Source organism: Crossiella sp. CA198, assembly GCF_052078295.1.
Lineage (GTDB): Bacteria > Actinomycetota > Actinomycetes > Mycobacteriales > Pseudonocardiaceae > Crossiella.
Map to the genome: position 1 here is coordinate 1 of NZ_JBQJIM010000032.1, position 22967 is coordinate 22967.

At 68.9% G+C, this 22967-nt stretch carries 20 protein-coding genes; 6 read left to right on the top strand and 14 right to left on the bottom strand.

All coding sequences use genetic code 11. The annotated features are described in order from the left end of the window. Positions 1-135: 135 nt before the first annotated feature. From ACTOWY_RS38440 to ACTOWY_RS38455, 4 genes are all read left to right on the top strand, one after another. Positions 136-894 carry an MBL fold metallo-hydrolase gene (locus ACTOWY_RS38440; protein ID WP_441314513.1) on the top strand — a complete coding sequence of 253 codons (759 nt, stop codon included), beginning with the start codon at positions 136-138 and terminating at the stop codon, positions 892-894. A 136-nt stretch (positions 895-1030) separates the two neighbouring features. Then, positions 1031-2443 carry an MFS transporter gene (locus ACTOWY_RS38445; RefSeq protein WP_441314514.1) on the top strand — a complete coding sequence of 471 codons (1413 nt, stop codon included), beginning with the start codon at positions 1031-1033 and terminating at the stop codon, positions 2441-2443. Between the two features lie 32 nt (positions 2444-2475). Beyond that, complete coding sequence (locus ACTOWY_RS38450; RefSeq protein ID WP_441314515.1) at positions 2476-3249, top strand: thymidine kinase; 774 nt, start codon at positions 2476-2478, stop codon at positions 3247-3249. A gap of 249 nt (positions 3250-3498) precedes the next feature. Beyond that, on the top strand, positions 3499-3846 hold the full coding sequence (locus ACTOWY_RS38455) for an RNA polymerase-binding protein RbpA (RefSeq protein ID WP_247764830.1): 348 nt from the start codon (positions 3499-3501) through the stop codon (positions 3844-3846). Positions 3847-3961: 115 nt separating this feature from the next. Here ACTOWY_RS38455 and ACTOWY_RS38460 read toward each other — a convergent pair whose 3' ends face one another. Next, positions 3962-4756 (bottom strand): polyprenol monophosphomannose synthase, encoded by a 795-nt coding sequence (locus ACTOWY_RS38460; protein ID WP_441314516.1) that lies wholly within the window; start codon positions 4754-4756, stop codon positions 3962-3964. 248 nt (positions 4757-5004) lie between these two features. Between ACTOWY_RS38460 and ACTOWY_RS38465 the strand changes: the two genes are divergently transcribed. Further along, positions 5005-5784, top strand: coding sequence for an arylamine N-acetyltransferase family protein (locus ACTOWY_RS38465; RefSeq protein WP_441314517.1), 780 nt, complete (start codon positions 5005-5007; stop codon positions 5782-5784). A 39-nt stretch (positions 5785-5823) separates the two neighbouring features. On the opposite strand, the gene ACTOWY_RS38470 is transcribed toward ACTOWY_RS38465, so the two are convergent. The 9 genes from ACTOWY_RS38470 to ACTOWY_RS38510 all read right to left on the bottom strand — a co-directional run bounded on the left by ACTOWY_RS38470 (position 5824) and on the right by ACTOWY_RS38510 (position 14878). Further along, on the bottom strand, positions 5824-6189 hold the full coding sequence (locus ACTOWY_RS38470; protein ID WP_441314518.1) for a hypothetical protein: 366 nt from the start codon (positions 6187-6189) through the stop codon (positions 5824-5826). A gap of 31 nt (positions 6190-6220) precedes the next feature. After that, positions 6221-6763, bottom strand: a complete 543-nt coding sequence (locus tag ACTOWY_RS38475; RefSeq protein WP_441314519.1) for a hypothetical protein — start codon at positions 6761-6763, stop codon at positions 6221-6223. A 145-nt stretch (positions 6764-6908) separates the two neighbouring features. After that, on the bottom strand, positions 6909-8426 hold the full coding sequence (locus ACTOWY_RS38480; protein WP_441314520.1) for a trypsin-like serine protease: 1518 nt from the start codon (positions 8424-8426) through the stop codon (positions 6909-6911). A gap of 80 nt (positions 8427-8506) precedes the next feature. Continuing rightward, positions 8507-9364, bottom strand: coding sequence for an alpha/beta fold hydrolase (locus ACTOWY_RS38485; protein ID WP_441314521.1), 858 nt, complete (start codon positions 9362-9364; stop codon positions 8507-8509). A 142-nt stretch (positions 9365-9506) separates the two neighbouring features. Continuing rightward, positions 9507-9905 carry a hotdog domain-containing protein gene (locus tag ACTOWY_RS38490; RefSeq protein WP_441314522.1) on the bottom strand — a complete coding sequence of 133 codons (399 nt, stop codon included), beginning with the start codon at positions 9903-9905 and terminating at the stop codon, positions 9507-9509. After that, positions 9902-10651, bottom strand: a complete 750-nt coding sequence (locus tag ACTOWY_RS38495; RefSeq protein WP_441314523.1) for an OAM dimerization domain-containing protein — start codon at positions 10649-10651, stop codon at positions 9902-9904. The genes ACTOWY_RS38490 and ACTOWY_RS38495 overlap by 4 nt, the downstream gene beginning before the upstream one ends. Further along, the gene (locus tag ACTOWY_RS38500; RefSeq protein WP_441314524.1) at positions 10648-12231 is read right to left on the bottom strand and encodes a lysine 5,6-aminomutase subunit alpha; all 1584 of its coding nucleotides are present in this window, start codon (positions 12229-12231) and stop codon (positions 10648-10650) included. Before ACTOWY_RS38500 ends, ACTOWY_RS38495 begins: the two co-directional genes overlap by 4 nt. After that, positions 12228-13859 carry an amidohydrolase gene (locus ACTOWY_RS38505; protein ID WP_441314525.1) on the bottom strand — a complete coding sequence of 544 codons (1632 nt, stop codon included), beginning with the start codon at positions 13857-13859 and terminating at the stop codon, positions 12228-12230. The genes ACTOWY_RS38500 and ACTOWY_RS38505 overlap by 4 nt, the downstream gene beginning before the upstream one ends. Positions 13860-13864: 5 nt before the next feature. Next, a complete protein-coding gene (locus ACTOWY_RS38510; RefSeq protein ID WP_441314526.1) occupies positions 13865-14878 on the bottom strand; it encodes an L-erythro-3,5-diaminohexanoate dehydrogenase in 1014 nt (337 codons plus the stop codon). 147 nt (positions 14879-15025) lie between these two features. Here ACTOWY_RS38510 and ACTOWY_RS38515 point away from each other — a divergent pair, with 147 nt between their 5' ends. Then, positions 15026-16402 (top strand): KamA family radical SAM protein, encoded by a 1377-nt coding sequence (locus tag ACTOWY_RS38515; protein WP_441314527.1) that lies wholly within the window; start codon positions 15026-15028, stop codon positions 16400-16402. 406 nt (positions 16403-16808) lie between these two features. On the opposite strand, the gene ACTOWY_RS38520 is transcribed toward ACTOWY_RS38515, so the two are convergent. The 4 genes from ACTOWY_RS38520 to ACTOWY_RS38535 all read right to left on the bottom strand — a co-directional run bounded on the left by ACTOWY_RS38520 (position 16809) and on the right by ACTOWY_RS38535 (position 22494). After that, positions 16809-20459: a ricin-type beta-trefoil lectin domain protein gene (locus ACTOWY_RS38520; RefSeq protein WP_441314528.1), complete on the bottom strand. Its 3651-nt coding sequence runs from the start codon at positions 20457-20459 to the stop codon at positions 16809-16811. Between the two features lie 27 nt (positions 20460-20486). Beyond that, entirely contained in the window at positions 20487-21188 is a 702-nt protein-coding gene (locus ACTOWY_RS38525) for a hypothetical protein (protein WP_441314529.1), read from the bottom strand. Between the two features lie 247 nt (positions 21189-21435). After that, positions 21436-21957 carry an SMI1/KNR4 family protein gene (locus ACTOWY_RS38530; RefSeq protein ID WP_441314530.1) on the bottom strand — a complete coding sequence of 174 codons (522 nt, stop codon included), beginning with the start codon at positions 21955-21957 and terminating at the stop codon, positions 21436-21438. A 6-nt stretch (positions 21958-21963) separates the two neighbouring features. Then, positions 21964-22494, bottom strand: coding sequence for a hypothetical protein (locus ACTOWY_RS38535; protein ID WP_441314531.1), 531 nt, complete (start codon positions 22492-22494; stop codon positions 21964-21966). Positions 22495-22967 lie beyond the last annotated feature (473 nt).

Sequence of the window (22967 nt, forward strand, 5' to 3'; positions counted from 1 at the left end):
ATACTGAAGGAGGCCTCGTCGGGTCGGTTGTGTGTGGTAACTCAATCCAACCCGACGGGGCTCTTCACGTTCGAGGGAAGGTCAACTCCCGCGAGTTACGGACACAACTTCTGGCAACCCGCTTAGGCTATGCGGGTGAACGAACTGACCCTGACCGTCCTGGGCAACGCCACGCCCTACCCCACCCGGGACAACCCCTGCTCCGGCTACCTGGTGTCCAACGGCGACACCCGGGTCTGGATGGACGCGGGCACCGGCACCCTCGGCCCGCTGCAGCACCACACCGGCCTGGCCGGGCTGACCGCGATCTGGATCTCGCACGCGCACGCCGACCACACCGCCGACCTGCTCACCGCCTACTACGCGCTGCGCTACGCCGACATCGACCGCGACCCGCTGCCGCTGTACTGCCCGCCGGGCCTGGCCGATCGCCTGGCGAACTTCCTGACCAACGGCCCGGAGCGCAGCCCGGTGGAGTCCGCCTTCGCCATCCACGAGCTGCACGACGGCCACCAGGTCCAGCTCGGCGAGCTGACCCTGACCAGTCGCGCGGTCGAGCACGGCATCCCGGCCTTCGGCGTCCGGGTGGAGTCCCCGGATGCCTGCCTGGTCTTCTCCGGCGACACCGCGGCCTGCCCCGCGCTGACCGAGCTGGCCAGTGGCTGCGACCTGCTGCTGTGCGAGGCCGAGAGCGACCGGCGCCCCGCGGACGAGCCGCCGGTGCACCACACCCCGGAGGACGCGGGAGAGACCGCACAGGCCGCGGGCGCACGCAGGCTGCTGCTGACCCACCTGGGCCGCTCGGTCTCCCCTGACGACGCGGTGACCCGGGCCTCGGCGCGATTCGCCGGGCCGGTGGAGTTCGCCGAACCGGGGTCGCACATCACGGTCTGAGGTGATCCACCGTGACGAATTGGGTGGAATTACCTGACTTCGTCACGACTCGCTTGCGGGCTGGCCGGTTCGTCATCCACGGCCAGTACAGTCCCCCCACTGCGCGGGCACGGCACACCGCGCCGGGAGGTCGGGGATGAGTGGGTTGGACAGTGCGGGCACCGCGGTCGCCTCGCCGGCGGACCGGCGGCGGACTCAACGCGGATGGTGTTGGTATGACTGGGCGAACTCGGTTTTCCCGACCTCGGTCGTCACCGTCTTCCTGTCGCTGTACCTGACCTCGATCGCGCGGGCCGCGGCCGAGGCGGACACCGCGCGCAACGGGCCAGCGCCGTGCGCCAATGACAACACCCTGGTGCAGTGCGATGTCAGCATCCTGGGCCTGGTGTTCCCGGCCGGGTCGCTGTGGGGGTACCTGCTCTCCTTCGCCACCGTGATCCAGGTGCTGGTGCTGCCGGTAGCCGGGGCGATCGCGGACCGCAGTCAGAACAAGCGGCGGATGCTGGCCGGATTCGCCTTCACCGGCGCGGTGGCCACCTGCCTGCTCGCGCTGGTGGAGGGGCAGAACTGGCAGATCGGGGTGCTGCTGTTCACCATCGGCAACATCTGCTGGGGCACCTCGGTGGTGGTCTACTACGCCTTCATCCCGGAGATCTCCACCGCGGACGAACGCGACGCGCTCTCCTCCAGGGGCTGGGCCTTCGGTTATCTCGGCGGCGGGGTGTGCCTGGCGCTGCAGCTCGGGCTGTTCCAGGGCCACGAGCTGTTCGGGCTGGCGCAGAGCGAGGCGGTGCGGGCCTGCTTCATCCTCACCGGGATCTGGTGGGCCGCCTTCACCCTGGTGCCGCTGCGGGTGCTGCGCGACCGGCCCAAACCCGAGCGGGCCGACCTGGGCGGCGGGAAGATCGGCGGTGGCTTCCGCGAACTCGGCGACACCCTGCGCTATGCCCGCAAGTTCCCGCTGACGCTGGCCTTCCTCGGCTCCTACCTGATCTTCACCGACGGCATCTCCACGGTGGCCAACGTGGCGGGCCAGTACGGCAGTCTTGAACTGAAATTGCCGCAGTCCACGCTGATCACGGCCATCCTGATGACCCAGTTCGTGGCCTTCATCGGCGGTGTGGCGCACGGCCTGGTGGCCAAGCGGATCGGCGCCAAGAAGACCATCCTGGGCAGCCTGGTGGTGTGGATCATCATGCTCGCGCTGGCCTACCTGGTGCAGGCCGGGGAGGAGTTGCAGTTCTTCGGCATCGCCGCGGGCATCGGCCTGGTGCTCGGCGGCACCAACGCGCTGGCCCGGTCGCTGTTCAGCCAGATGGTCCCGGCTGGCAAGGAGGGCCAGTACTTCGCGGTGTACGAGATCGGCGAGCGCTCGACCTCCTGGCTGGGTCCGCTGGTCTACGCCGGGATCGGGCAGGCCACCGGCTCGTTCCGGCTGGCGATCCTGAGCATGATGATCTTCTTCATCGTCGGATTCATCCTGGTTTGGCTGGTTCCGGTCCGCCGTGCGATCCGCGCGGTCGGCAACTCAGAACCGGCGGTGCTGTGATCAACAACGGCCTCACGTTAGGGTCACGGCCCGTGGACGTACTTGCGGTACCCAACCGACCGGATCCCACCGACGCCCTGTCCGCGGTGCCCGCGGCCGGAGCGCGGCGGGCGCTGCCCGTCTCGGGCAGGCTGCGGTTCTTCTACGGACCGATGGACTGCGGCAAGTCCACCCTCGCGCTGCAGATCGACCACAACCTGGCCCGGCAGGGCCGGGGCGGCCTGCTGCTCGTGCGGCACGACCGATCCGGGCAGCCGCAGATCTCCAGCCGGATCGGGGTGACCCGGCACGCGGTGGAGGCGCATGAGGACACCGACCTGGTGTTACTGGTCCGGCAGTGCTGGGCCGAGGGGCGCCGGGTGGACTACGTGATCGTCGACGAGGCGCAGTTCCTCAGCGCCGCCCAGGTCGAACAGCTCGCCGAGCTGGCCGATGAGGTGCAGGTCGACGTCTATTGCTTCGGCATCGCCACGGACTTCCGCAGTGAGCTTTTCCCGGGCTCACGGCGGCTGTTCGAGCTGGCTGACGAGCTGCAGGCGGTGCAGGTGGAGGTGCTGTGCTGGTGTGGCTTGCAGGGGCGGTTCAACGCGCGGATCCTGGGTAACCAGATAGTCCGAGCGGGTGACACGGTTTTTGTCGCGGACACGGTGACCGATACGGACCAGCCAGTACCGGATACGGACCGTGCCCAGCGCGAGAGCGACGCAGGAGCTACGGTCCGTTACCAAGTGCTGTGCCGAAGGCACTTTCGTCTAGGTGAGCTTGGTCCCACCTCGACACCGGTAGGCCAGCTCAGCCTGGCTTGATCTGCATCAGCCCTCAATACCTACCCCCAACTGGGTGAACTAGCCGTAGCATGCGCTGATAACGCGTCATGACTCTGCGGCGATGACATCCCTATGGAGGACGTCCTCGTTGATAGGTGAAATAGATCACCGTGGGCGACCAACTAGGCCAAACCGGGAACGACAACGACGCCCTCGTTGTTGCACTCTGTAAGCAGTACGCCGTGAGCTGAAGGCGGGCGGTCTTCAGCCGAGCGAAAGGACACCGTCATGGCCGACCGCGTTCTGCGTGGCAGCCGGCTCGGAGCTGTCAGCTACGAGACCGACCGTAACCACGACCTCGCACCACGCCGGTCGGTGCGGTACGCCTGCCCGAAGGGGCACGAGTTCGACGTCCCGTTCGCCGACGACGCGGAACTTCCCTCCACCTGGGAATGTCGTCTGCACGGGACCGAGTCGGAGATGATCGACGGCAGCCAGCCGGAGGCGAAGAAGACCAAGCCCCCGCGCACCCACTGGGACATGCTGCTCGAGCGTCGTTCCATCCCCGAGCTTGAGGAGCTGCTCACCGAGCGGCTTGAGGAGCTTCGGGGACGCCGGAGCGCCACCTCCGCCTGATCCGCACCTGGATCAACCCGGACTGAACGCACCACCGCACCTCCCGCGCACCAGGAAAAAAACGAAGGCCGTCCGGTTCTCCCGCCCGGACGGCCTTCGTGCGTCTGCGAGCGACTCAGCGCCTGCTGAACAGCTTCTTGAGCTGACCGGCCCGGTGCTTGACGCCCCACTTGCCGACCAGCAGCAGCGCCTCGCTGATGATGTTGCCGCTCATCTTGGAGACGCCGATCTCGCGCTCGGTGAAGGTGATGGGCACCTCGACCACCCGGAACCCGGCCTGCACCGTGCGCCAGGCCAGGTCGATCTGGAAGCAGTAACCGATCGAGGTCACGCCATCCTGGATGATCTTGTCGAGGGCCTCGCGGCGGTAGGCCCGGTAGCCCGCGGTGATGTCCTTGATCCGCACGCCGATGGCCACCTGGGCGTAGATGTTGGCGCTGCGGGAGAGGATCTCGCGCCGTTTCGGCCAGTTGACCACCTTGCCGCCGGTGACATAGCGGGAGCCGATCACCAGGTCGGAGTCGATCAGGGCGTTGAGCAGCCGGGGCAGGTCCTCCGGGGCGTGCGAACCGTCGGCGTCCATCTCCACGATGGCCGCGTAGTTCCGCTCCAGGGCCCACTTGAACCCGGCGATGTAGGCCGCGCCAAGCCCGGCCTTCTCGGTCCGGTGCATCACGTGGATGCGGCCGCGCTCGTCCTTGGCGGCCATCTCGTCGGCGACCTCGCCGGTGCCGTCCGGGCTGCCGTCGTCGACGACCAGCACGTGGGCCTCCGGCAATGTCGCGTGCAGCCTGCCCACGATGAGCTGGACGTTCTCCCGCTCGTTGTAGGTCGGGATCACCACCAGCACCGGGCTGGGCGGCCCGCTGGGGCTCGGGTTCTCCGCGTGGCTGTCGCGCTGGTCGGCCATTCCGTGTCCTCCTCGCCGGCGGTGGACGGCGCCATCGCCTCCGCCGGTCGGTGTTCGTCCTTGTCGTCAGGGCGCGCCGGTATCGCAGGGCCGTGATCCATTCGGGCCATCGGCCGACTCACCCGGCAAGCGTAGTCGCTGACGGTAGCGGAGCCCGGGTCAGCGGGTGCCCGGACCGGCACAAGTGAGTCTTCCGGGTGACGAAGAACGCTGGACCTCCAGCGGGCCCGAGGTTGCAGACTCCCCCCGTGGACACCACGACCCGCGCTGCCTACCTCGCCCGCATCGGCGCCGACCTCCCGGCCGCCCCCACCGCCGCCGCATTGGCTGACCTGCAACGACGCCATCTGCGCACGGTCCCGTTCGAGAACCTGGGCATCCACCTGCCCGGCCACCTGAGCCTGGACCCGGCCGATCTGGCGGAGAAGATCATCACCCACCGCCGCGGCGGCTTCTGCTTCGAGTTGAACGGCCTATTCGCCGAACTGCTGCGCGCGGTCGGCTTCGCGGTGACCCTGGCCGGCGCGCGGGTCTTCCACGCCACCGCCCTGGGTCCGCCGCAGGACCACCTGGCGCTGCTGGTGACCGACGAACAGGGCGTCGTGTGGCTCTCCGACGTCGGCTTCGGCCGCTTCGCCCCGAGCCCCCTGCGCTGGGACTCCAGGGAGCCACAGGCGGACGCGGGCGGCACCTTCCGGTTGATCGACGCGGGCGCCGAGGTCGAAGTCTGGCACGGCGACTCCGGGGCCTACCGGGTCGACCCGCGCCCACTGCCGCTGCGCGATTTCGCCCCGATGTGCTGGTGGCACCAGACCTCACCCACCTCGCACTTCACCCGCAACGTGATGGTCTCACTGCCCCTGGCGAACGGGGCGGACCGGATCACCCTCTCCGGCCACACCCTGATCCGCACCGAGGGCGACCTGCGCCACGAGCAGCAGATCGAGGAGGCCGACCTGCTCGCGGCCTACCGCGAGTGGTTCGGCATCACCCTCCCCCAACTCCCCACCTACCCGGCCGCCACCTGACCCACCCACAACGGCCAACACACCGGCAGACCGGGTTCCTTATGCGCTGGGTTCGTTGTGGAGGTCGGCCAGGTGGTGGTGCTGGGCGAGCCCGATCCGGCTGAGGACAACAGCACCGAGCAGGACCCCTGCACCCGCCACCGACGGCACGACCCAGCCCACCACCGAACCGCTGTCCCCCTGCAACGCACTGACCGCCAGGAATGCTGCCGCGGCAGCGGAGAGCGAGCTGACCGCCCACGGCGTCCCGGATCCAGTGCATACGAACAGGTCGCGCCGCTGCCGGAACAACGTCGCGGCAAACAGCGCCAGTGCGGCCAGTGCCAAGGCGACGGCGGCCACCGGATCAGGGACGACCCTGGCCGCGATGGTCAACGCGGCCAGGCAGGTGGCGACAACAACCATGGCCCCTCATTCACTCGCTGGTCGCGCCGGCTCAGCACTGCTCGGAAGAGGTGACGACCCCGCTGACGATTCCGCCGATCCCACCGATGACGTGCCCTGGAGTTCCGCCGAGGCTCCCCACGATCACTCCCTTGGCGAATTCCTTGCTGATGTTCGTGGTCCAGCACCAGAAGCCACCGGCAAACTGCGCAACCCCCTGATCCGGCGTCCAGCTGACATGTGAGTCGTCAATTTTCCGGAACTTCCCGGCCAGCTCTGCGTCCCCAGTACCCGGCCGCCGCAGGGCCGGTCCGGTCTGATCGACCACCCGCCCGTCCGGTCCGAGAAAGCGCAGTCCACCGTCACTGGTGACGTCAAACCGGTAGCCCTCGCTGAGCAGCAGCTCGACAGTGGCGGTCTGGGTCAAGGCGTCGTAGGCACTCCGCCGGACCGCGACCTCACCCGGCTGCAGCTTGGCGGCGGCGGTCGCGGCGGGATTCTCCGTGGCTGCCGACGCGCTGACGCCGATCAGGCCGGTGGCGGTCAGCAGCACGGCGGGAATGGCCGCGGCACAGACAATCCGCTTGATTCGCATCATTTCTCCGGTCCCCCCTCGGAAACTTCCGAGGAAATGCGTTGGTGGCGATGAGCACTCGCATCGCCACCAACGCTAGATTCCCGGAATCTGTCGCGGTAAGTGCAGATTCGCACCAGCTCACCGTGACAATGTCAGGCCACGATCAGGCCGCGGGCCGGGTCAGCGTGCAGCCCGGCCGGGCCAGGTCCAGCACCGACCCCGCCCCGAGGCAGGCCGGGATCATGCTGGTCCGCTGCCCGTACCGATGCCCCTTCCGCACCGTCACCGTCCCATCCGCGGCCACCTCGCACGGGTTGTTCCGGGTGCACTGCTCCCCGTTGTCATTCCCGGTGTTGTGCACCCCCACCACGGTCGCCCCGTCCGCCGCCACCAGCGGCGAGCCCGAAGACCCATGCGAGGCCCCGCACCCGGCCGCGTAACGCAACGCGCCATCCTGCTGGTACCCGTCCTCACGCAGGTGCGGCACCTCCGCCTCGACCACGCAGCTGAACCGGTTGCCCTGCCCGCCGGAGAGGATGTCGATCTTGTCCCCCTGACCAGCGGGGCTGGTCGCGAGCTGGAAGATCTTGGCGCCGTCGGCTTCGAGCTGGGCGTAGGTCTGGTCCAGGCGGTACAGCGCGATGTCGGTGCCGGTCATGGTGGCGTACAGCAGCCGGTTCGCCTTGGCGGTGGCTTCGGCGTAGCCGTCGCGGTCGCCGATCCGCACCACCTGGTCGGCGGGCTGGTCCACCAGCGCGGAGCCGGGCTTGGGCTGGTTCTCGCCCACGCAGTGGCCGTTGGTCAGCAGCAGCGCCGGGTCCTGCGGGCGGGACTCCGGGGTGCGGACCACCGAGGCCGCGCACATGCCGAGGTCGACCGCGCCCTCCAGGTTCGGGCGGGGGCTGTCCGGCGGGACGGCGGTGCCGCTGGTGATGCCGTTGATCCAGCCGGTGAACCAGTGCACGTCGGTGTAGACGATGGGCTGGGTGGAGTTGCCGCCGCTGACCGCGCCGACCACCACCCACCGGTCGCCCTCGCGGATCAGCGCGGGACCGCCGGAGTCCATGTTGGTCGGCGCCACGCTGCCGTCCGGCGCTCCCACGCAGATCTCCCGCTCCTCGTGGATGCCCGCGGGCTTGCACAGCTCGTCCGGCTGCACGACGGTGTCGGCCTCGCGCAGGAATTCCGGGTAGCACTCCGGCTTCCGGTCATCACAGGTCATGCCCCAGCCGAGGATGCGCGCCGGGGTGTGGTCGGCGGGCGTGGCCGAGGGCATCTTGGCCGGTTCGGCGCGGACCGGGGTTTTCAGGTGCAGCAGGGCGAAATCGCCTTCGTGCACGTAGTTGGAGTAGCGGTAGAACTTGTCCACCTCGGTGAGTTCGCCGCCGGTTCTGGTGCTCAGCGCGCCGAAGCGGACCTTCCAGTCCCGCGGCGTGCCGACCTGGGCCTGGTTGGGATTGCGCACGCAGTGGCTGGCGGTGACCGCCCACTGCGGCGCGATCAGCGTGACCCCGCAGACGTGACCGTCCGCGCGCGGCGAATCGGGCCGCTGCAACGACCCCATGAACGAGTAGGGCTGCGGTGACTGGATGCCGCCCTTGATGGCCAGTGCCGGGAGGGCGCCCGCCATCATGGCCACCACCGCGAGGGTGGCGGCCAAGGCTGTGGTCTGTAGTCGCATGGCCGCCAAACTGGCCCTGCCATGTCCGGGTGATATCCGCGTTATGTCACGGCTGGGTCACAGCCGGTGCGGGCCGGGACTCAGGTGGCGAGGAAGTCGCGGATCTTGTCGCTGATCGCAGGCCAGTCATGGCCGAGCCAGACGAAGTGGCTGTCGGCGGCGCTCTCGATGAGCCTGCTGTGCCGGATCGCGGCGGATAGGGCCTCGGCGTGGGCGAAGGGCACGGCGCCGTCATCGCGGCTGGCGATCACCAGGGCGGGCTGGGTGACCACCTCGTCGGCCCCGGCCCGGATGGTGGCGAGGTCGTTGCGGAAGCCTTCGCCGGACCGCATCCGGGAGAACAGTTCGATCAACAGCTGCCGGTGTTCGGCCGTCAGCGCGGTCACGGCCTGCCGGGCCGGCACCGCGGCGAGGTCACCCAGCAGCAGGCGCAGGCCGAGATCCGGCACGGTACGCATGATCGCGCGCACGACTGACCAGGTGACGCGCTCGGTCGCGGGCGCGAAGGCGAACCGGGCGGCACGGCGGGTCCGCGCATCCGGCCACGGGAGCGGGCCGACCGCGCTCTGCAGGATGACCCGCTCGACCAGGTCCGGGTGGCGGGCGGCGATCGCCATCGCGGTAGGTCCCCCGGCCGAAACGCCGACCACGGCGGTGATCCGGGCGATGCCGAGGTGGTCGCACAGCGAACGGAGGACATCGGCGAACCCGCTGGTCGTCGTGCCGGTGGGCAGGGGTGTGCGGCCGTAGCCGGGGCGCGAGGGCGCCAGCACCGAGTAGCCGGCGTCGGCGAACACGTCCTCACCCAGCGCGAGGCCGGCGTTGAGGTGTCCGCCGTGCAACACCAGCACCGTGCCGCTGCCGCGCTGGTCGAATCGGTACTCGACCAGGCCACGAGCCAGTTCCGCGGTCGTGGTGGGACGGACGACACCGCTCATGCCGACCATGATGGTCCATCAGTCCCAGTGTGTTGGCCGTTCTCGTACGCTGTGTTTGCCGTTGTCGTACACCGTGTTGGCCCAAACCGACGTGCCACAACGGCCAAGACCCCGTACGAGAACGGCCAACACGCCGGCGCGCTCAGCCCGCGGGTAGTGGGACCACCACCGTGCCGGTGGCCCTGGTGATCACCAGGGGCTCGGTCAGCACGTCGGCGGAGGACGGGCCGCGGTTCGGGTTGGCGCGGCAGGTCACCCGGGCCTCGAAGGCCACCGACCGGGAGCGGTTGCCAATGCGGGTCAGCGTGGCGGTCACCTCCACCACGTCCCCGGCGTGCAACGGGGCCAGGAACTCCACGCCCGAGTACCCGGCGAACAGGCCCTCGTCGCCGTCGGTGCGGATGCACAGCTCGGTGGCCACATCGCCGAACAGGCCCAGGCTGTACGCCCCGTCCACCAGGTTGCCGCCGTAGTGGGCGTGCGCGTACGGCACGTACCTGCTGTGCGTGACCGAGAACCCTTCGACCAGTGCCGCGCTCACACCGCCACCTTCCGCTCGTTCATCGCGTGGACCAGGAAACTGGCCACCTCACCCGGGGTGGTGCCGCGGCCGAAGACCCGGTCCACGCCGAGTTCCTCGGCCATCAGCGGGTCGAACCGGGGGCCGCCCGCGACCAGCAGCGGGCGGCGTTCGCCCATGGCCTCGCGGAAGGCCGCGGACATCTCCTGGGTGTTGTGGATGTGCGCGTCCCGCTGGGTGACCACCTGGGAGATCAGCACCGCGTCGGCCTTCTCCGCGCGGGCCCGCTTGACCAGGTCGGGCACGGTGACCTGGGCGCCCAGGTTGATCACGCGCAGTTCCCGGTAGTACTCCAGGCCCTTCTCGCCGGCGAAGCCCTTGATGTTGAGGATGGCGTCGATGCCCACGGTGTGCGCGTCGGTGCCGATGCAGGCGCCGACCACGGTCAGCTTGCGGCGCAACCGTTTCTTCAGCGTCGCGTTGACGTCGGCGGGAGTGAGCAGCGGGTACTCGCGTTCGACCACCTGCACGGCGTCCAGGTCGATGATGTGCTGTACCGAGCCGTAGACCACCACGAAGGTGAAGTCCGCGCCGATGGGGTTGGAGTGCACCACCATGGCCGGGTCCATGCCCATCTTGTTGGCCAGCTGCTGGGCGGCGCCCTCGGCGCGCGGGCCGTGCGGGACGGGCAGGGTGAAGGACATCTGCACCATGCCGTCGCCGGTGGTGTCCCCGTACGGGCGGACGTGCCGCTTCTCCGCGCTCATCGGTCGCTCCCCTCGTCCAGGAGGTCACTGGCCGGGTTGACGTAGCCGTCGGCCTTCTCGATCACGCCGTCCGCGCCCTTGCCGCCGTCCGGCGGACGTTTCATCAACCCGAAGGTGCCCTGGGCGATCGCGGTGAGCAGGCCGTCGTCGACGACGCGTTCGAGCAGGTCGACCGCTTCGCCGAGGACCTGGTTGGCGCGCTTGACGATGAAGCCGTCCGGGGCGGGCCGGAAGTCCTCGGCCAGCCGTCCGGCCGCGTTGAGCACGTAGCGCACGTTGGCCAGGGCCAGGTCGCGGTCGGAGAGCCATGGGGTCACCACGGCCTCGGTCATCATGCCCACCAGCAGGATGCTCTGCCCGGTGAGCACCCCGGCCAGGTTGAAGAAGCCGTCCAGCAGGTGGCCGCGGAAGACGTCGCCGGTCATGTGCTTGGTGGGCGGCATCCACTTCAGCGGCGCGTCCGGGAACAGCTCGCGGGCCAGCAGGGCGTGCGAGAGTTCCATCCGGAAGGAGTCCGGCAGCTCCGGGTTGATCTCGAAGGCGTGGCCGAGGCCGAGCAGCTCGTCCGGGAGTCCGGCCTCGTGTGCGAAGTGCTCGTTGAGCAGCTGGGACACCGTGACGGTGTGCGCGGCCTCGACCGCGTCGGCGGTGGTGAGGTAGTTGTCCTCGCCGGTGTTGATGATGATCCCGGCGCGCGCGTGCACCTGACGGGAGAACCGTTGGTCCACAAAGGTTCTGATCGGGTTGATATCGCGGAACAGGATGCCGTACATGCAGTCGTTGAGCATCATGTCCAGGCGTTCCAGCCCGCCCAGCACCGCGATCTCGGGCATGCACAGGCCGGAGGCGTAGTTGGTCAGCCGCACATAGCGGCCGACCTCCTTGCTCACCTCGTCCAGCGCGGCCCGCATGATCCGGAAATTCTCTTGCGTGGCATAGGTTCCGGCGAACCCGTGATGCGTGGCGCCTTCGGGCACATAGTCCAGCAGGGACTGTCCGGTGGAGCGGATCACCGCGATCACATCGGCCCCGGCGCGGGCGGCGTTGCAGGCCTGCACCACGTCCTCGTCGATATCGCCGGTGGCCACGATCAGGTAGATCCACGGCCGCTGCGCCGGATCACCGATCTTGTCGACGAGTTTGGCGCGCTGGGCGCGGTTGCGGTCGATCCGCCGCATGCCCTTGGCCACGGCCACCCGCGCGGTCTTCGCCGCCCGCTCGGCCGCTTTCCCGGTGGGCACGGTGAAGGTGATCTGCCCGGCCGCGGTGGCCTCGGCCAGCTCGGTCAGATCGCCCAAACCGTGTTCCCGCAAGGCGTGGAAGACCGGCAGCACCGATCCGTGCGCCAGGCCGCACTGCTCGCGCACGGTGTCCACCACCCGGTTCACCCAGGGCACATCGCCTGCCCGGTGCGTGGTGTCCGCGCCGGTGATCCCGGCCAGGCGCAGGGTGGCGCGTTCCACCGCGACCGTGGTGTGCGCCTTGGCCAGGGTCACCACCGGCAACGCGGCCTCGGCCGCCAGCCGCCGTGCCCGTGCGACGACCTCGGCGTCGAGGTCGAGCATTGTCTCCCGGCTCACCGGCGGTCCTCCTCGATGTGGTGGATGGTGCGCCCGCGCAGCACGGTGCGCAGGCAGCGCGGCAGTTCGGCCCCGGCGTCCAGTCGAGGCAGGGCGGGCACCCGGGAGCGCGGGTCGGTGGACCAGCGTTGCACCTTCTCATCGGGTGCGGCCACTACCAGCTCCCCCGCCGCCCACACCGCGTAGGTGGCGGGCGCGCCGGGCTGCAGGGTGCCGCTGACGCCGTCCTGGATGCCCGCGGCCCGCCAGCCGCCGCGGGTGTGCGCGGTGAAGGCGGCCCGCGGCGAGATGCCCAGGCCCTCGGTGCGGTGGTACACGGCGGCCCGCACGGTCGCCCACGGATCCACCGGGGTGACCGGCACGTCGGAGCCGAAGGCGAGCACCATGCCCGCCGCGGCGACGGTGGCGAACGGGTTGAGCTGGGCGCCGCGGGGCAGGCCGAGGCGCTGGGCGTAGGCGCGGTCGGTGCCGCCCCAGGCGTCGTCGAACAGTGGCTGCATGGAGGCGATCACACCCCACCCGGCCAGCCGCGCGGCCTGTTCGGCGGTGACCATCTCCAGGTGTTCCAGGCGGTGGTGCCGGGCGGCCAGCGCGGCCGCGCCGACCACGTTCTCCGCCTTGTCGAAGCCGGCCACCACCTGGGCCACCGCCCGGTCGCCGATGACGTGGAAGCCGCCCTGCACCCCGGCCCTGGTGCAGGCGATGAGGTGCTCGGCGACCGCGTCCGCGTCCAGGTAGAGCGCCCCGGAGGTGCTGGGGTCGTCGGTGTAGGGCTCGCACAGCGCGGCGGTGCGCGAGCCGAGCGCGCCGTCCACGAACAGGTCCCCGGCCACCCCGGTGGCGCCGAGTTCCTTGGCCACGGCCAGCCCGCCTGCCTCGCCCCAGTAGCCGAAGACCTGCGGCACGTCCCCGGCGGCGGAGCGGCGGAGCAGGTCGGTGAGGTCCTCGGGGCTGGAGATGTCCGGCCCGGCGCACTCGTGCACCGCGGCCACCCCAAGACTCGCCGCGTGGGTGAGGAAGAGCCGCTGGGCTTCCTGCCGCTGGGCTGCGGTCAGCGATTCCTTGGCCGCCCGGCGCACGTGGTGGTGCGCCGCGCGGGCCAGCGGACCCTGTTCGGACCAGCCGTCGGCGTCCCTGGCCGCCGGGGCGCGGTGCAGCAGCGCGGTGGTGACCAGGGCGGAGTGCACGTCGATCCGGGACAGGTAGACGGGCGCGCCACCGGCGGCCTCGTCCAGTTCGGCGCGGGTGGGCGGGCGGCCCTCGGCCCAGTTGACCTCCTCCCAGCCGTGCCCCCAGATCAGCACGCCCGGGTGCTCGGCCGCGTAGGCGCGGACCAGGTCCAGGCACTGGCCCAGGGTGCGGCAGCCGGTGAGGTCCAGGCCGCTGTAGAGCAGTCCGGCCGAGGTGGCGTGCACGTGCGCGTCCACGAAGGCGGGCGCGACGAACGCGCCGTCCAGGTCGATGATCTCCGCGTCCGGGTGCAGGGCGCGGCCGACCGAGTCCTGCCCGACCCAGACCACGGTGCCGTCGGCGACGGCCATGGCGGTGGCATCGGGCGCGGCAGGCGAGTGCACGCGGCCGCCCAGCAGCAGCGTCGTGGTGGCGGTGGCGGGGTTCGGGGGGCTCATGGTGCTCACACCGGCGAAGTCTGCCGTTCGCGGGCCTCGAACATCCGCCGGACCCCCGGCTCGGCGCGCAGCAGGTCCAGGGCGAAGTCGGCGTGCCCCGGCACGTACCCGTTGCCGACCAGCATCTCCACGTCCGCGGCCAGGCCCTCCGCGCCCAGTGCGGCGGCGCTGAAGGAGGTGGCCATGGAGAAGAAGATCACTGTGCCGCCGTCGGCGGTGGCCAGCACGGCCCCGTGCTCGCAGCCCGGCACGTCCACGCACACCACGGTGACGTCGACCTGCGCGCCAACGGCCTCGCCGACCGCGACCGGGTTCCGGGCGTCGGCGATGACCACCTCATCGGCGATCCCGGCGGCCCGCACGGATGCGGCCTCAGCCTCGGTCGGCACCAGCGCGACCAGCCGTCCCGCCCCGGCCCGGCGCGCGGCGACCAGTGACAACGAACCGGACTTGCCGCCGCCACCGAGCACGCACACGGTGGCCGGGCGGCCACGTTCGGCGTTCTTGCGGCGCACGATCCGATCGGTCAGCGCGGGCGCGCCGCACACGTCCAGCACGGACAGCGCCAGGGATTCCGGCAGGTCAGCGGGCAGCACGGCGGCGATCGAACGCCCGAACAGCACCGCGGTCCCGCGGCAGGGCACCTGCTCCCCCGCCCCGTCCCAGTCGGCCAGCCCGTCGGTGATGACCAGCGGCGTCAGGCTCAGCGAGACCAGCGTGGCCACCCGGTCCCCCGGCTTGAGACCCAGCGGCGAGTCCGGGCCGACCGCGCGTACGGTGCCCATGAGCATGCCGCCGGACCCGGTCACCGGGTTCTGCATCTTGCCGCGCTCGGCCACGATGCCCAGCACCGCATTCCGCAGGTCAGCGGCGTCCGGGTGGGCTTCGCGCAGCTGGCGGTAGGAGGCAGCGTCCAGGTTGAGCCGCTCGACGTCGATCACGACCTCGGCCGGACCGGGCGTCGGATCGGCGTCCAGCCGCCACGCCTGCTGGGGCAGCACCCCGGCGGGCTCGATCACGCGGTGCAAACCGTACAGCGACGAACCACCACGCTCCGTCACAGTCACCTCCGGAAGATTTACGTCAGCCTTGCGCTCTGGCAGCATATCTTTACGTCTTCATGAGGGCGAGGAGTACTTATGACTGCGGTTCACGAGGTTGCGTCGGTGACCGAGGCGCTCGAACACGCTGCTCGGCAGCCATACACCTATGTCCGGAAGGAGCTGGTCGAACCCGACTGGCGGCGCTTCCCAGGATGGCGTGCGGTGACCGAGGCGCAGTGGCGCGACGCGCAGTGGCAACGGGTGAACTGCGTGAAGAACGCCAAGCAGCTGCGCAAGGTGATGGGCGAGCTGCTGACCGAGGACTTCTACGAGGACCTCGACGCCGACCAGCAGCGCATGGCCACCATGTCGATGCTGATCCCACCGCAGATGATCAACACCATGGTCCCCGAGGGCGCGGCCCCCGGCGTGGAGTTCACCACGGCCTTCCTGGCCGACCCGGTGCGCAACTACATGATGCCGGTGGCCAGCGACCGCCTGCGTGAGTGGACCAGCCACCCACACAGCAGCCGCGACTCGCTGCACGAGGCGGAGATGTGGGTTGTCGAGGGGCTGACCCACCGCTACCCCACCAAGGTGCTCGCGGAGATGCTCTCCACCTGCCCGCAGTACTGCGGCCACTGCACCCGGATGGACCTGGTCGGCAACTCAACCCCGTTGGTGGACAAGCACAAACTGTCCCTCAAACCGGTCGACCGGCAAGACCAGATGATCGACTACCTCAAACGCACCCCCGGCGTCCGCGACGTGGTCGTCTCCGGCGGCGACGTCGCCAACGTGCCCTGGCCGCAACTGGAATCCTTCCTGATGCGCCTGCTGGACATCCCCACCGTCCGCGACATCCGCCTGGCCACCAAGGCCCTGGCCGGCCTCCCCCAGCACTGGCTCCAGCCCAAGGTCGTCGAGGGCCTGGAACGGGTGGCCCGCACCGCCCGCCGCCGCGGCGTCAACCTGGCCATCCACACCCACGTCAACCACGCCCAGTCAGTGACCCCCCTGGTCGCCGAGGCCGCCCGCACGGCGATGGAGGTCGGCATCCGCGACGTCCGCAACCAGGGCGTGCTGATGCGCGGCGTCAACGCCACCCCGGACGCGTTGCTGGACCTGTGTTTCGCGCTGCAGGGCGAGGCGAACATCCTGCCGTACTACTTCTACATGTGCGACATGATCCCCAACGCCGAGCACTGGCGGGTCGCGGTGTGGGAGGCCATGGAGCTGCAGCACGCGATCATGGGCTACCTGCCCGGGTACGCCACGCCGCGGATCGTGTGCGATGTGCCGTATGTCGGGAAGCGGTGGGTGCACCAGATCTCGGAGTACGACCGGGAGCGCGGGATCTCCTACTGGACAAAGAACTACCGCACGGGGATCGAGCTGCAGGACCCCGAGGCGCTGGACCGGCGGTACCCGTACTACGACCCGATCACCAGCCTGCCGGAGACCGGTCGGCAGTGGTGGGCCGAGCACCAGAACGACTGAGCACAATGGACGGTCCGGAGCCTCGGAATGAGGTTCCGGACCGTCCGTTCCATATCCTCCGGCAACGGCCCGTGGTTTAGCCCGTATTCGCTGGTCAGGTCCTGTTGCGTCCAGTTGCACTTTTCTGTCGGATGGCCCACGGCCTCATGATTGGCCATGATCCTGTGTGTCTTCCAAGCTCGCCGAGGACACGTTGCGTGCAACAGGCCGTCCAACAGGTCGCGCTAACCGAAGCCGAGCACCTTCGCAAAACCCTCGTGGAACACCAAATGACCCGTGGCCAGGCTCGAACCCACCCTTCACGGTCACTTCTCTCTGGAGAGCGGCGCAGCGTCCGCAGGTAGTTCCACTCGGCCAGGTGTGGGGTGGCCGTCGGCACGGCCACCCCACACGATCAACGACCTGTTCAGGCCGCTCTGGCAGTCAGGCCCCAGCGCTGCTGCGGCGGTGCGTGGCAGTCCCACAGGAACACCCGGTCACCCTTGCCGGCATCCAGGCACCTGTCGGACTGGTTGTTCACCAGGGTGCCGTCCGGGCGCATCGCCCACTGCTGGGCGTTGTTGCCGTTGCAGTCGAACAGCCGCACCGTGGTGCCGTTGGCGGTGCCGCCGTTCTCCACGTCCAGGCATCGGCCGTAGGCGCGCAGGGTGCCGTCGTTGTGCAGGGAGACCGACCAGTTCTGCGCGCTGTTGCCGGTGCAGGAGTACACCCAGACCTCGTTGCTGCTGGGCGTGCCACCCTTGACGTCCAGGCACTTGCCTTCGGGGGTCTCGATGGGGTGGGTGGTCGCGGTGCCCTGGCGCAGGATCTGGGCGGCGAACCGCCAGGTCTGGGTTGGCCTGCCCGTGCAGTTCTCCAGGGTCAGCTTGGCGCGCTCGTCGCCGGAGGCCGAGGTCAGGCACAGCCCCGAGGGCGGGTTGACCAGCGCGCCGTCTGGACGCAGGTCCCACTGCTGTGGCTTGTCTCCGGTGCAGTTCCAGAACATCACCGCGGTGCCCGGCGTGGTGCCGCCGCCTTGCACGTCCAGGCACCGGCCGTAGGCACGAATGGTCTGATCCTCCACCATGCTCCAGGTCTGTGGGTTCTCCGCGGTGCAGCGGAAGAGCCACACCTCGGTGCCGTTGGGGTTGCCGCCCACGACGTCCACGCACTGGTTGTTTAGCCCGACCAACGCGCCGGAGGTGGCCCGCTTGAGCTTCGGCTGCCACGTCTGCTCGGCGCGGCCGGAGCAGTCCTGCAACACCACCGCGGCGCCATCGATCGCACCCGCCGCGGTCAGGCACAGGCCGGACCGGACGTTGACCACGCTGCTGTCGGCGCGCACGATCCACTGCTGGGCGTCCCACTGGTTGCAGTCGAAGAGCTGCACGACCGCGCCGGGCTGGGTCGAGGCGCCCTGGACGTCCAGGCACTTCCCATACCCGCGCACGGTGCCGTCCCCGGACAACGTCCAGGCCTGGGCGCGTTCGCTGTTACAGCCCCACATCCGCACCGCGTTGGTCGCCGGATCGGCGTCCTTGATGTCCAGGCACTTGCCGTTGATGCCGGCGAAGGAGCCGACACCGGTGACCGCGTTGCGCCGCACCCGGATGTCGCGGAATCGCACCTGGTCGGCGGAACCGGTGTTCTGCAGACCGATAAAGCTCGGCGTGGTCAGCCGCGACCGGTCCGCCACGGTGTGCTCGTTCACCTTCTGTGCGTTGAGGACGACGGTGACCTTGTTGCCGGACACGGTGATCTCGTAGGAGTTCCACTCCCCCACCGGCTTCTCCGCCATCGCGGTCGGTGAGCTGAGCCCGACCAGGCCGCCGGTCCGCAGTGTCGCCTGCGCGTTGCGCGGCCCGATCTGGACCTCGACCCCACGGCCGCCGGGGACGTCCGGATTGCCCGCGGGGTGCGGGAATCCGACCAGTACACCGGAGTCGGCGCTGCTGTCGGTGGTCTTGTAGTCCAGCTTGACCGTGTAGTCACTGCCGAAGCTGGCTGCCGAGTACCACGAAGTTCCCTTGCCACTGCCGGGAATCAGCTCACAGCCGTCCTGCCGGGCCGGGCCACCGCCTGCGAGCTGCCAGCCTGCCAGCCCGGTCTCCACCCGGCCGTCGAAGACCGGATCGAAGCCGCTCTCCCCGGTCACCGCTGGGCAGACCGCCCCGGGGGTGACCGGCGTGCCGCCGACGAAGTAGCCGTTGACGTCCACTGACACCTGCGCCCGGCCGCGTTCGTTGCGCAGGTTGACCTTTCCACTGGCGCCCAACGGGGTCAGCGTGGTCGCGGCCATGGTCTGGGCCTGGCCGATGCCGACCTGCGTCACCGGGGTGCGGCCCAGTTCGACCGGGCTCAGCGACAGCTCGGTGCCGAGGTAGTCCTCGGTGCCGGTGACGGTCAGCGCCGCGCCGGTCGCGGTGGCGCTGACTCCGGCGAGCCCACCGACCTGCACGGCCGTGGTCGAGGCGTGCCCGAGCGGCGCCTTCGGCAGGCCGCTGCCGGTGCGGGTGTCCACTACCCGTGCCGCTTCCCGCATGGGCACGTAACGTGCGCCCTGGCCGGGGCCGAACCAGCCGACGACGTCGACGATCACGTTGACCGCGCCCGAGTCGTTGCGCAGTCGGATGTTGCCGTCCTCGGCGATGCCGACGATGGCGAGGTTGGACCGTCGTTCACCGCGGCGCAGGTTCAGCGTCGAGGTTCGGCTGAGGGTGTTGGTGTAGGCGGAGATCCAGGTCTCCTGGGTGGCCTCCAACGCGGTGAGGTTCACCGCGACTGAGGTGGCCGCCGTCGGGATGCCGTGCTGATCGCGGACCGGCACGGAGACGACCTGTCCGGGGCCGAGGTGCCCGCGATGGGCGCCGGCGAAGCCGCGGGTGTCCAGGATCCGCCCCGGGGCGGGCTTGGCGAAATAGGTTGAGGCGCCGGTGCCGTCGAAGTGGCCGGCCAGGTCGATGACCACGTGCGAGTTGCCGGTCTGGTTACGCACCCACACCGTCCGGTCGGTGACCGTGGCGATCACCGACACCGCGGTGAACCCGGTGCCAGGGCGGACCTTGAGGTTGGTCGCCTTGCTCGCCGACTGCGCCGGGTTCGTCGAGAACACGTCGATGCTGGTCTCGGCGTCGGACTTGGCGGTGACGTTCAGTGCGACCGCGGTGGTTCCGGTGGGCACGTTCGACACCGGGAGCGAGATGGTCTGCCCGGGAGCCAGTGCCTGGTCGGCGATCCGCACCGGATCCGACAGGCTCTCGTAGCCGCTGCCCTGTACCACCGGCGCCTTGCCGGGGTCGCCCAGGTTGAGTTTGCCGTTGCCGCGCTGGTTGTCTGGTGGCCGGTTCCCGGCGTTCTCCCTGGCCCGGTTGACCAGCTGCGCCTCCAGTTGCGCGGCGTCCAGTTGCCGGTTGGCCGACTTGAGGACCGCGGCAGCGCCGGCGACGTGCGCCGCGGCCGCCGAGGTGCCGGTGAAACCGCCCTGGCCGCCGGTGGAGGTGGTGACCTTGGTGAAGCCGGAGAGGTCCGGCTTGAGCCGCCCGTCGACGGTCGGCCCCTGGCCGGAGTAGTGCTCGACGGACTCCCCGGTCGGGGTCATCGCGCCCACCGCGAGCGCGTAGGGCGAGTTGGCCGGTTCGGTGATGCTGCCGGCCGGGGTGCGCTCCTGCAGGGCGACGTTGGGATCCATCGTGGATGCCCCGAGCACGGACAGGTCGAACGGCATGGTGAAGCGCGCGTTGTGGTTGCGGACGTAGATCCAGTAGTTGCCGCTGGTCTGCTCGCTCGCCTTGCGTTCCACGGTGACCTGTTCGACCGGCCGCAGGCCGTTGGCGGCCTCGCGCTGGCTGAGCAGACTGGAGGCGACGATGAACTGCTCGGCGCCAGCATCCGTCGGCCGCTTGTTGGCCGACATCACGTAGAGGTCGAGGTCCTCGCGGGTGGTCGGCCAGGCGTCCCACTGCGTCGTCACGGTCACCTTCTGACCGGCCCGCAGCGAGAACATGTTTCCTTGGGGGCCTTGGTTGAACTCCACCCAGCCGTCGCCGGTGCGATCCGCGGCGGGCCCGGCGTAGTGCATCTGCGCCTGGTTGCCCGCGGCGACCGACTAGAGGATGCCCGCGTCCCGGAGACGCTTGACCACGGCGGCGGGACTGTCCCCGTCACCGGAGCCGTCACCACGACCGGTGCCGGCGAACCCGACCGCGGCGGTGATGACGTCCACCTTCTGCTGCCGCAACCATTCGGCCGCGGCGGCGAACCCGACGGAGTCGTCCATGCAGGCGAGGTAGAGCTGAGCCTCGGGCGCCATGTCGTGCACGACCTCGGCGACCTTCGTGCCGTGGTCCTCGTTGCGGGTCGCGTCAATGCAGTTCTCGTTGTTGGTGACCAGGTTCGCCCCGGTCGGCAACTCGCCGCCCTCCTGGGATTCAGCGACACCGCCAAAACCGACATCGATGATGCCGACCTTGACCCCGGCCCCCTTGTGACCGGCCGCGGCCCACTCGTTGGTTCGCGAGGCCAGCACGCCCTCCGAGGTCACCGCCATCGGCACCGCCCGCTCCGGCCGACGCACCTCCCGCACCCCGGCCGCCGCGGCCAGCTGCGGAATCCGGTCCTCGGCCACCGCGGCCCGCAGTCGCCCGGACACCGCGCCGGTGACAACGCCCCCGGCAGCGGCCACCGCCGCCCGCAAGGCCTGGTCCTGGGCGCCGTCCACGTAGACCAGCGAGCGGCCGTCCTTGCTCTTGGGGACGACCTCGTTCGGTTTCGGCGCGGTGACCGCGTTTCCTGGAGTACTGGTGTTCACCGGCGCGGCCCCGACGGGGCCTGCGACGACAGTCGCACCAACCGCCACCCCTACGGCCACGACAACTACTCGTCGCAACAAACTCATGTCAACCTTTCCCATTTGATAGTCAGCTCAACGGGTGAGCTCTTATCCCACCCCTGGCACGATCGACTCCCCCGCGAACCGAGAATCGGCCAGAAAACCGCACCTCGATACAGCCGCGCACACCGCAGAACTACCTACCCGCCACGCACCGTACCGAGAGTCACTCCGCAGCCGCCGCCGATACACCGAAATCCGAGAAGTCCTGCGGCAGGTTTGGACACTCGACACTATCTCCGAGAAATCCAGCAAGGAAGTCCGAGAAACCCATTTCATGCTCGCAGTACTTGACCCTGCAGTTCACAACTATCGTCCAGTTTTCTGGCTCACCTTCCGTCTTCCAGAAAAGGTAAGCACCACCTCGGTCGTACCCCCAGGGCAGTAGGCCACCGGGTTCCGGAAAAAGCGGATACGGGACGGAGTAGTCGCGCGCGCTCCGGCTCTCTCGGTACATATCCAGAATCCCGTTGCTAGCTTCCGGATACCCTGCCCCGACAACATCAGTACACGGGTGCATCACCAAGAGCAGGTCGTTCACCATCAGCGCAGGATAAGCCGAGCAGAACTCCTTATAGTCTGCCGGAAACTCGATGGAGAGGTCTCGCTCCACCTGATCCCAGTCAATTTCACCGGGCGCTCCCGGCACGTCGCCGAAGAACTCCCACAGCTCACCAGCACCAGCCACGATGCTTCACTCCACCTTTTCGGCACTAACGCCGAAGTCAGCGAAACCGCGCGGCACGTTCTCGCACTCCACACCGCCACCTAGGATGCCGGTAATAAACGCAGAAAAATTCAGGTCATGCCTACACGACCGATGTCTATAGTTAACTCCCACAGTCCAGCCATCCGGATCACCGACAGTTTTCCAAAAGTAAAAGCCTTGATCTTCGTCAAAACCCCACGGCAACACTCCGCCCCGCTCCGGAAAGATCGGAAGCGGGAACGAATCGCGCCCCACGGATCGCATATCCCGAAACGTATCGAGAATACGCGGGACCCGAAAGAGAAGGTCGCCTTCCCTGCTCAGGCAAACCGGATGCATGATCACAAACTTCTCATTCACCCGAACCGAAGGGTACCGCTCACAAAACTCACGATAGTCCGAAGGCAACGGGCTACCAAGTTCAGCCTCGATCAAGTCCCAATCGATCGAAGCCGGGACACCTGGAACATCGCCGAAATACTCCCAGAGATCGTCAGCAGCGGTCACCGTGACCAAACCCGCCCTCCTCGTCGATCAAAATTCAGGCCCGCGTAGCACTTACCCCAAAGTCAGAAAATCCGACAGGAAAGTTGGAGTATTCCAAGCTCCCCGCCAGCACTCCAGCCAGAAAATCAGAAAATCCCACCTCGTGCTCACAGTAGGACGTTCTGTAGTTCACCACGGTCGTCCAGTCACTTAGATTTGAGCTGGTCTTCCAGAAAAAGTAAGCGCCATCCTCGTCGTAACCCCATGGAATCAGCCCTCCCTCCTCTGGAAATAGCGGAAACGGCACTGAATGTGACCTTACCTCGCGCCCCTCTCGATATCGTCCAACAATGCTTGTCAACCCATCAACCAGATTCGCACCAACGGACTTCGAGGCTGGGTGCATGACCAGAAGCGATTCATTCACCAGCAAGGCCGGGTAACGTTGACAAAACTCTACGTAGTCCACTGGAAGTGTGGCAACCATACTTGACTCTACGGCT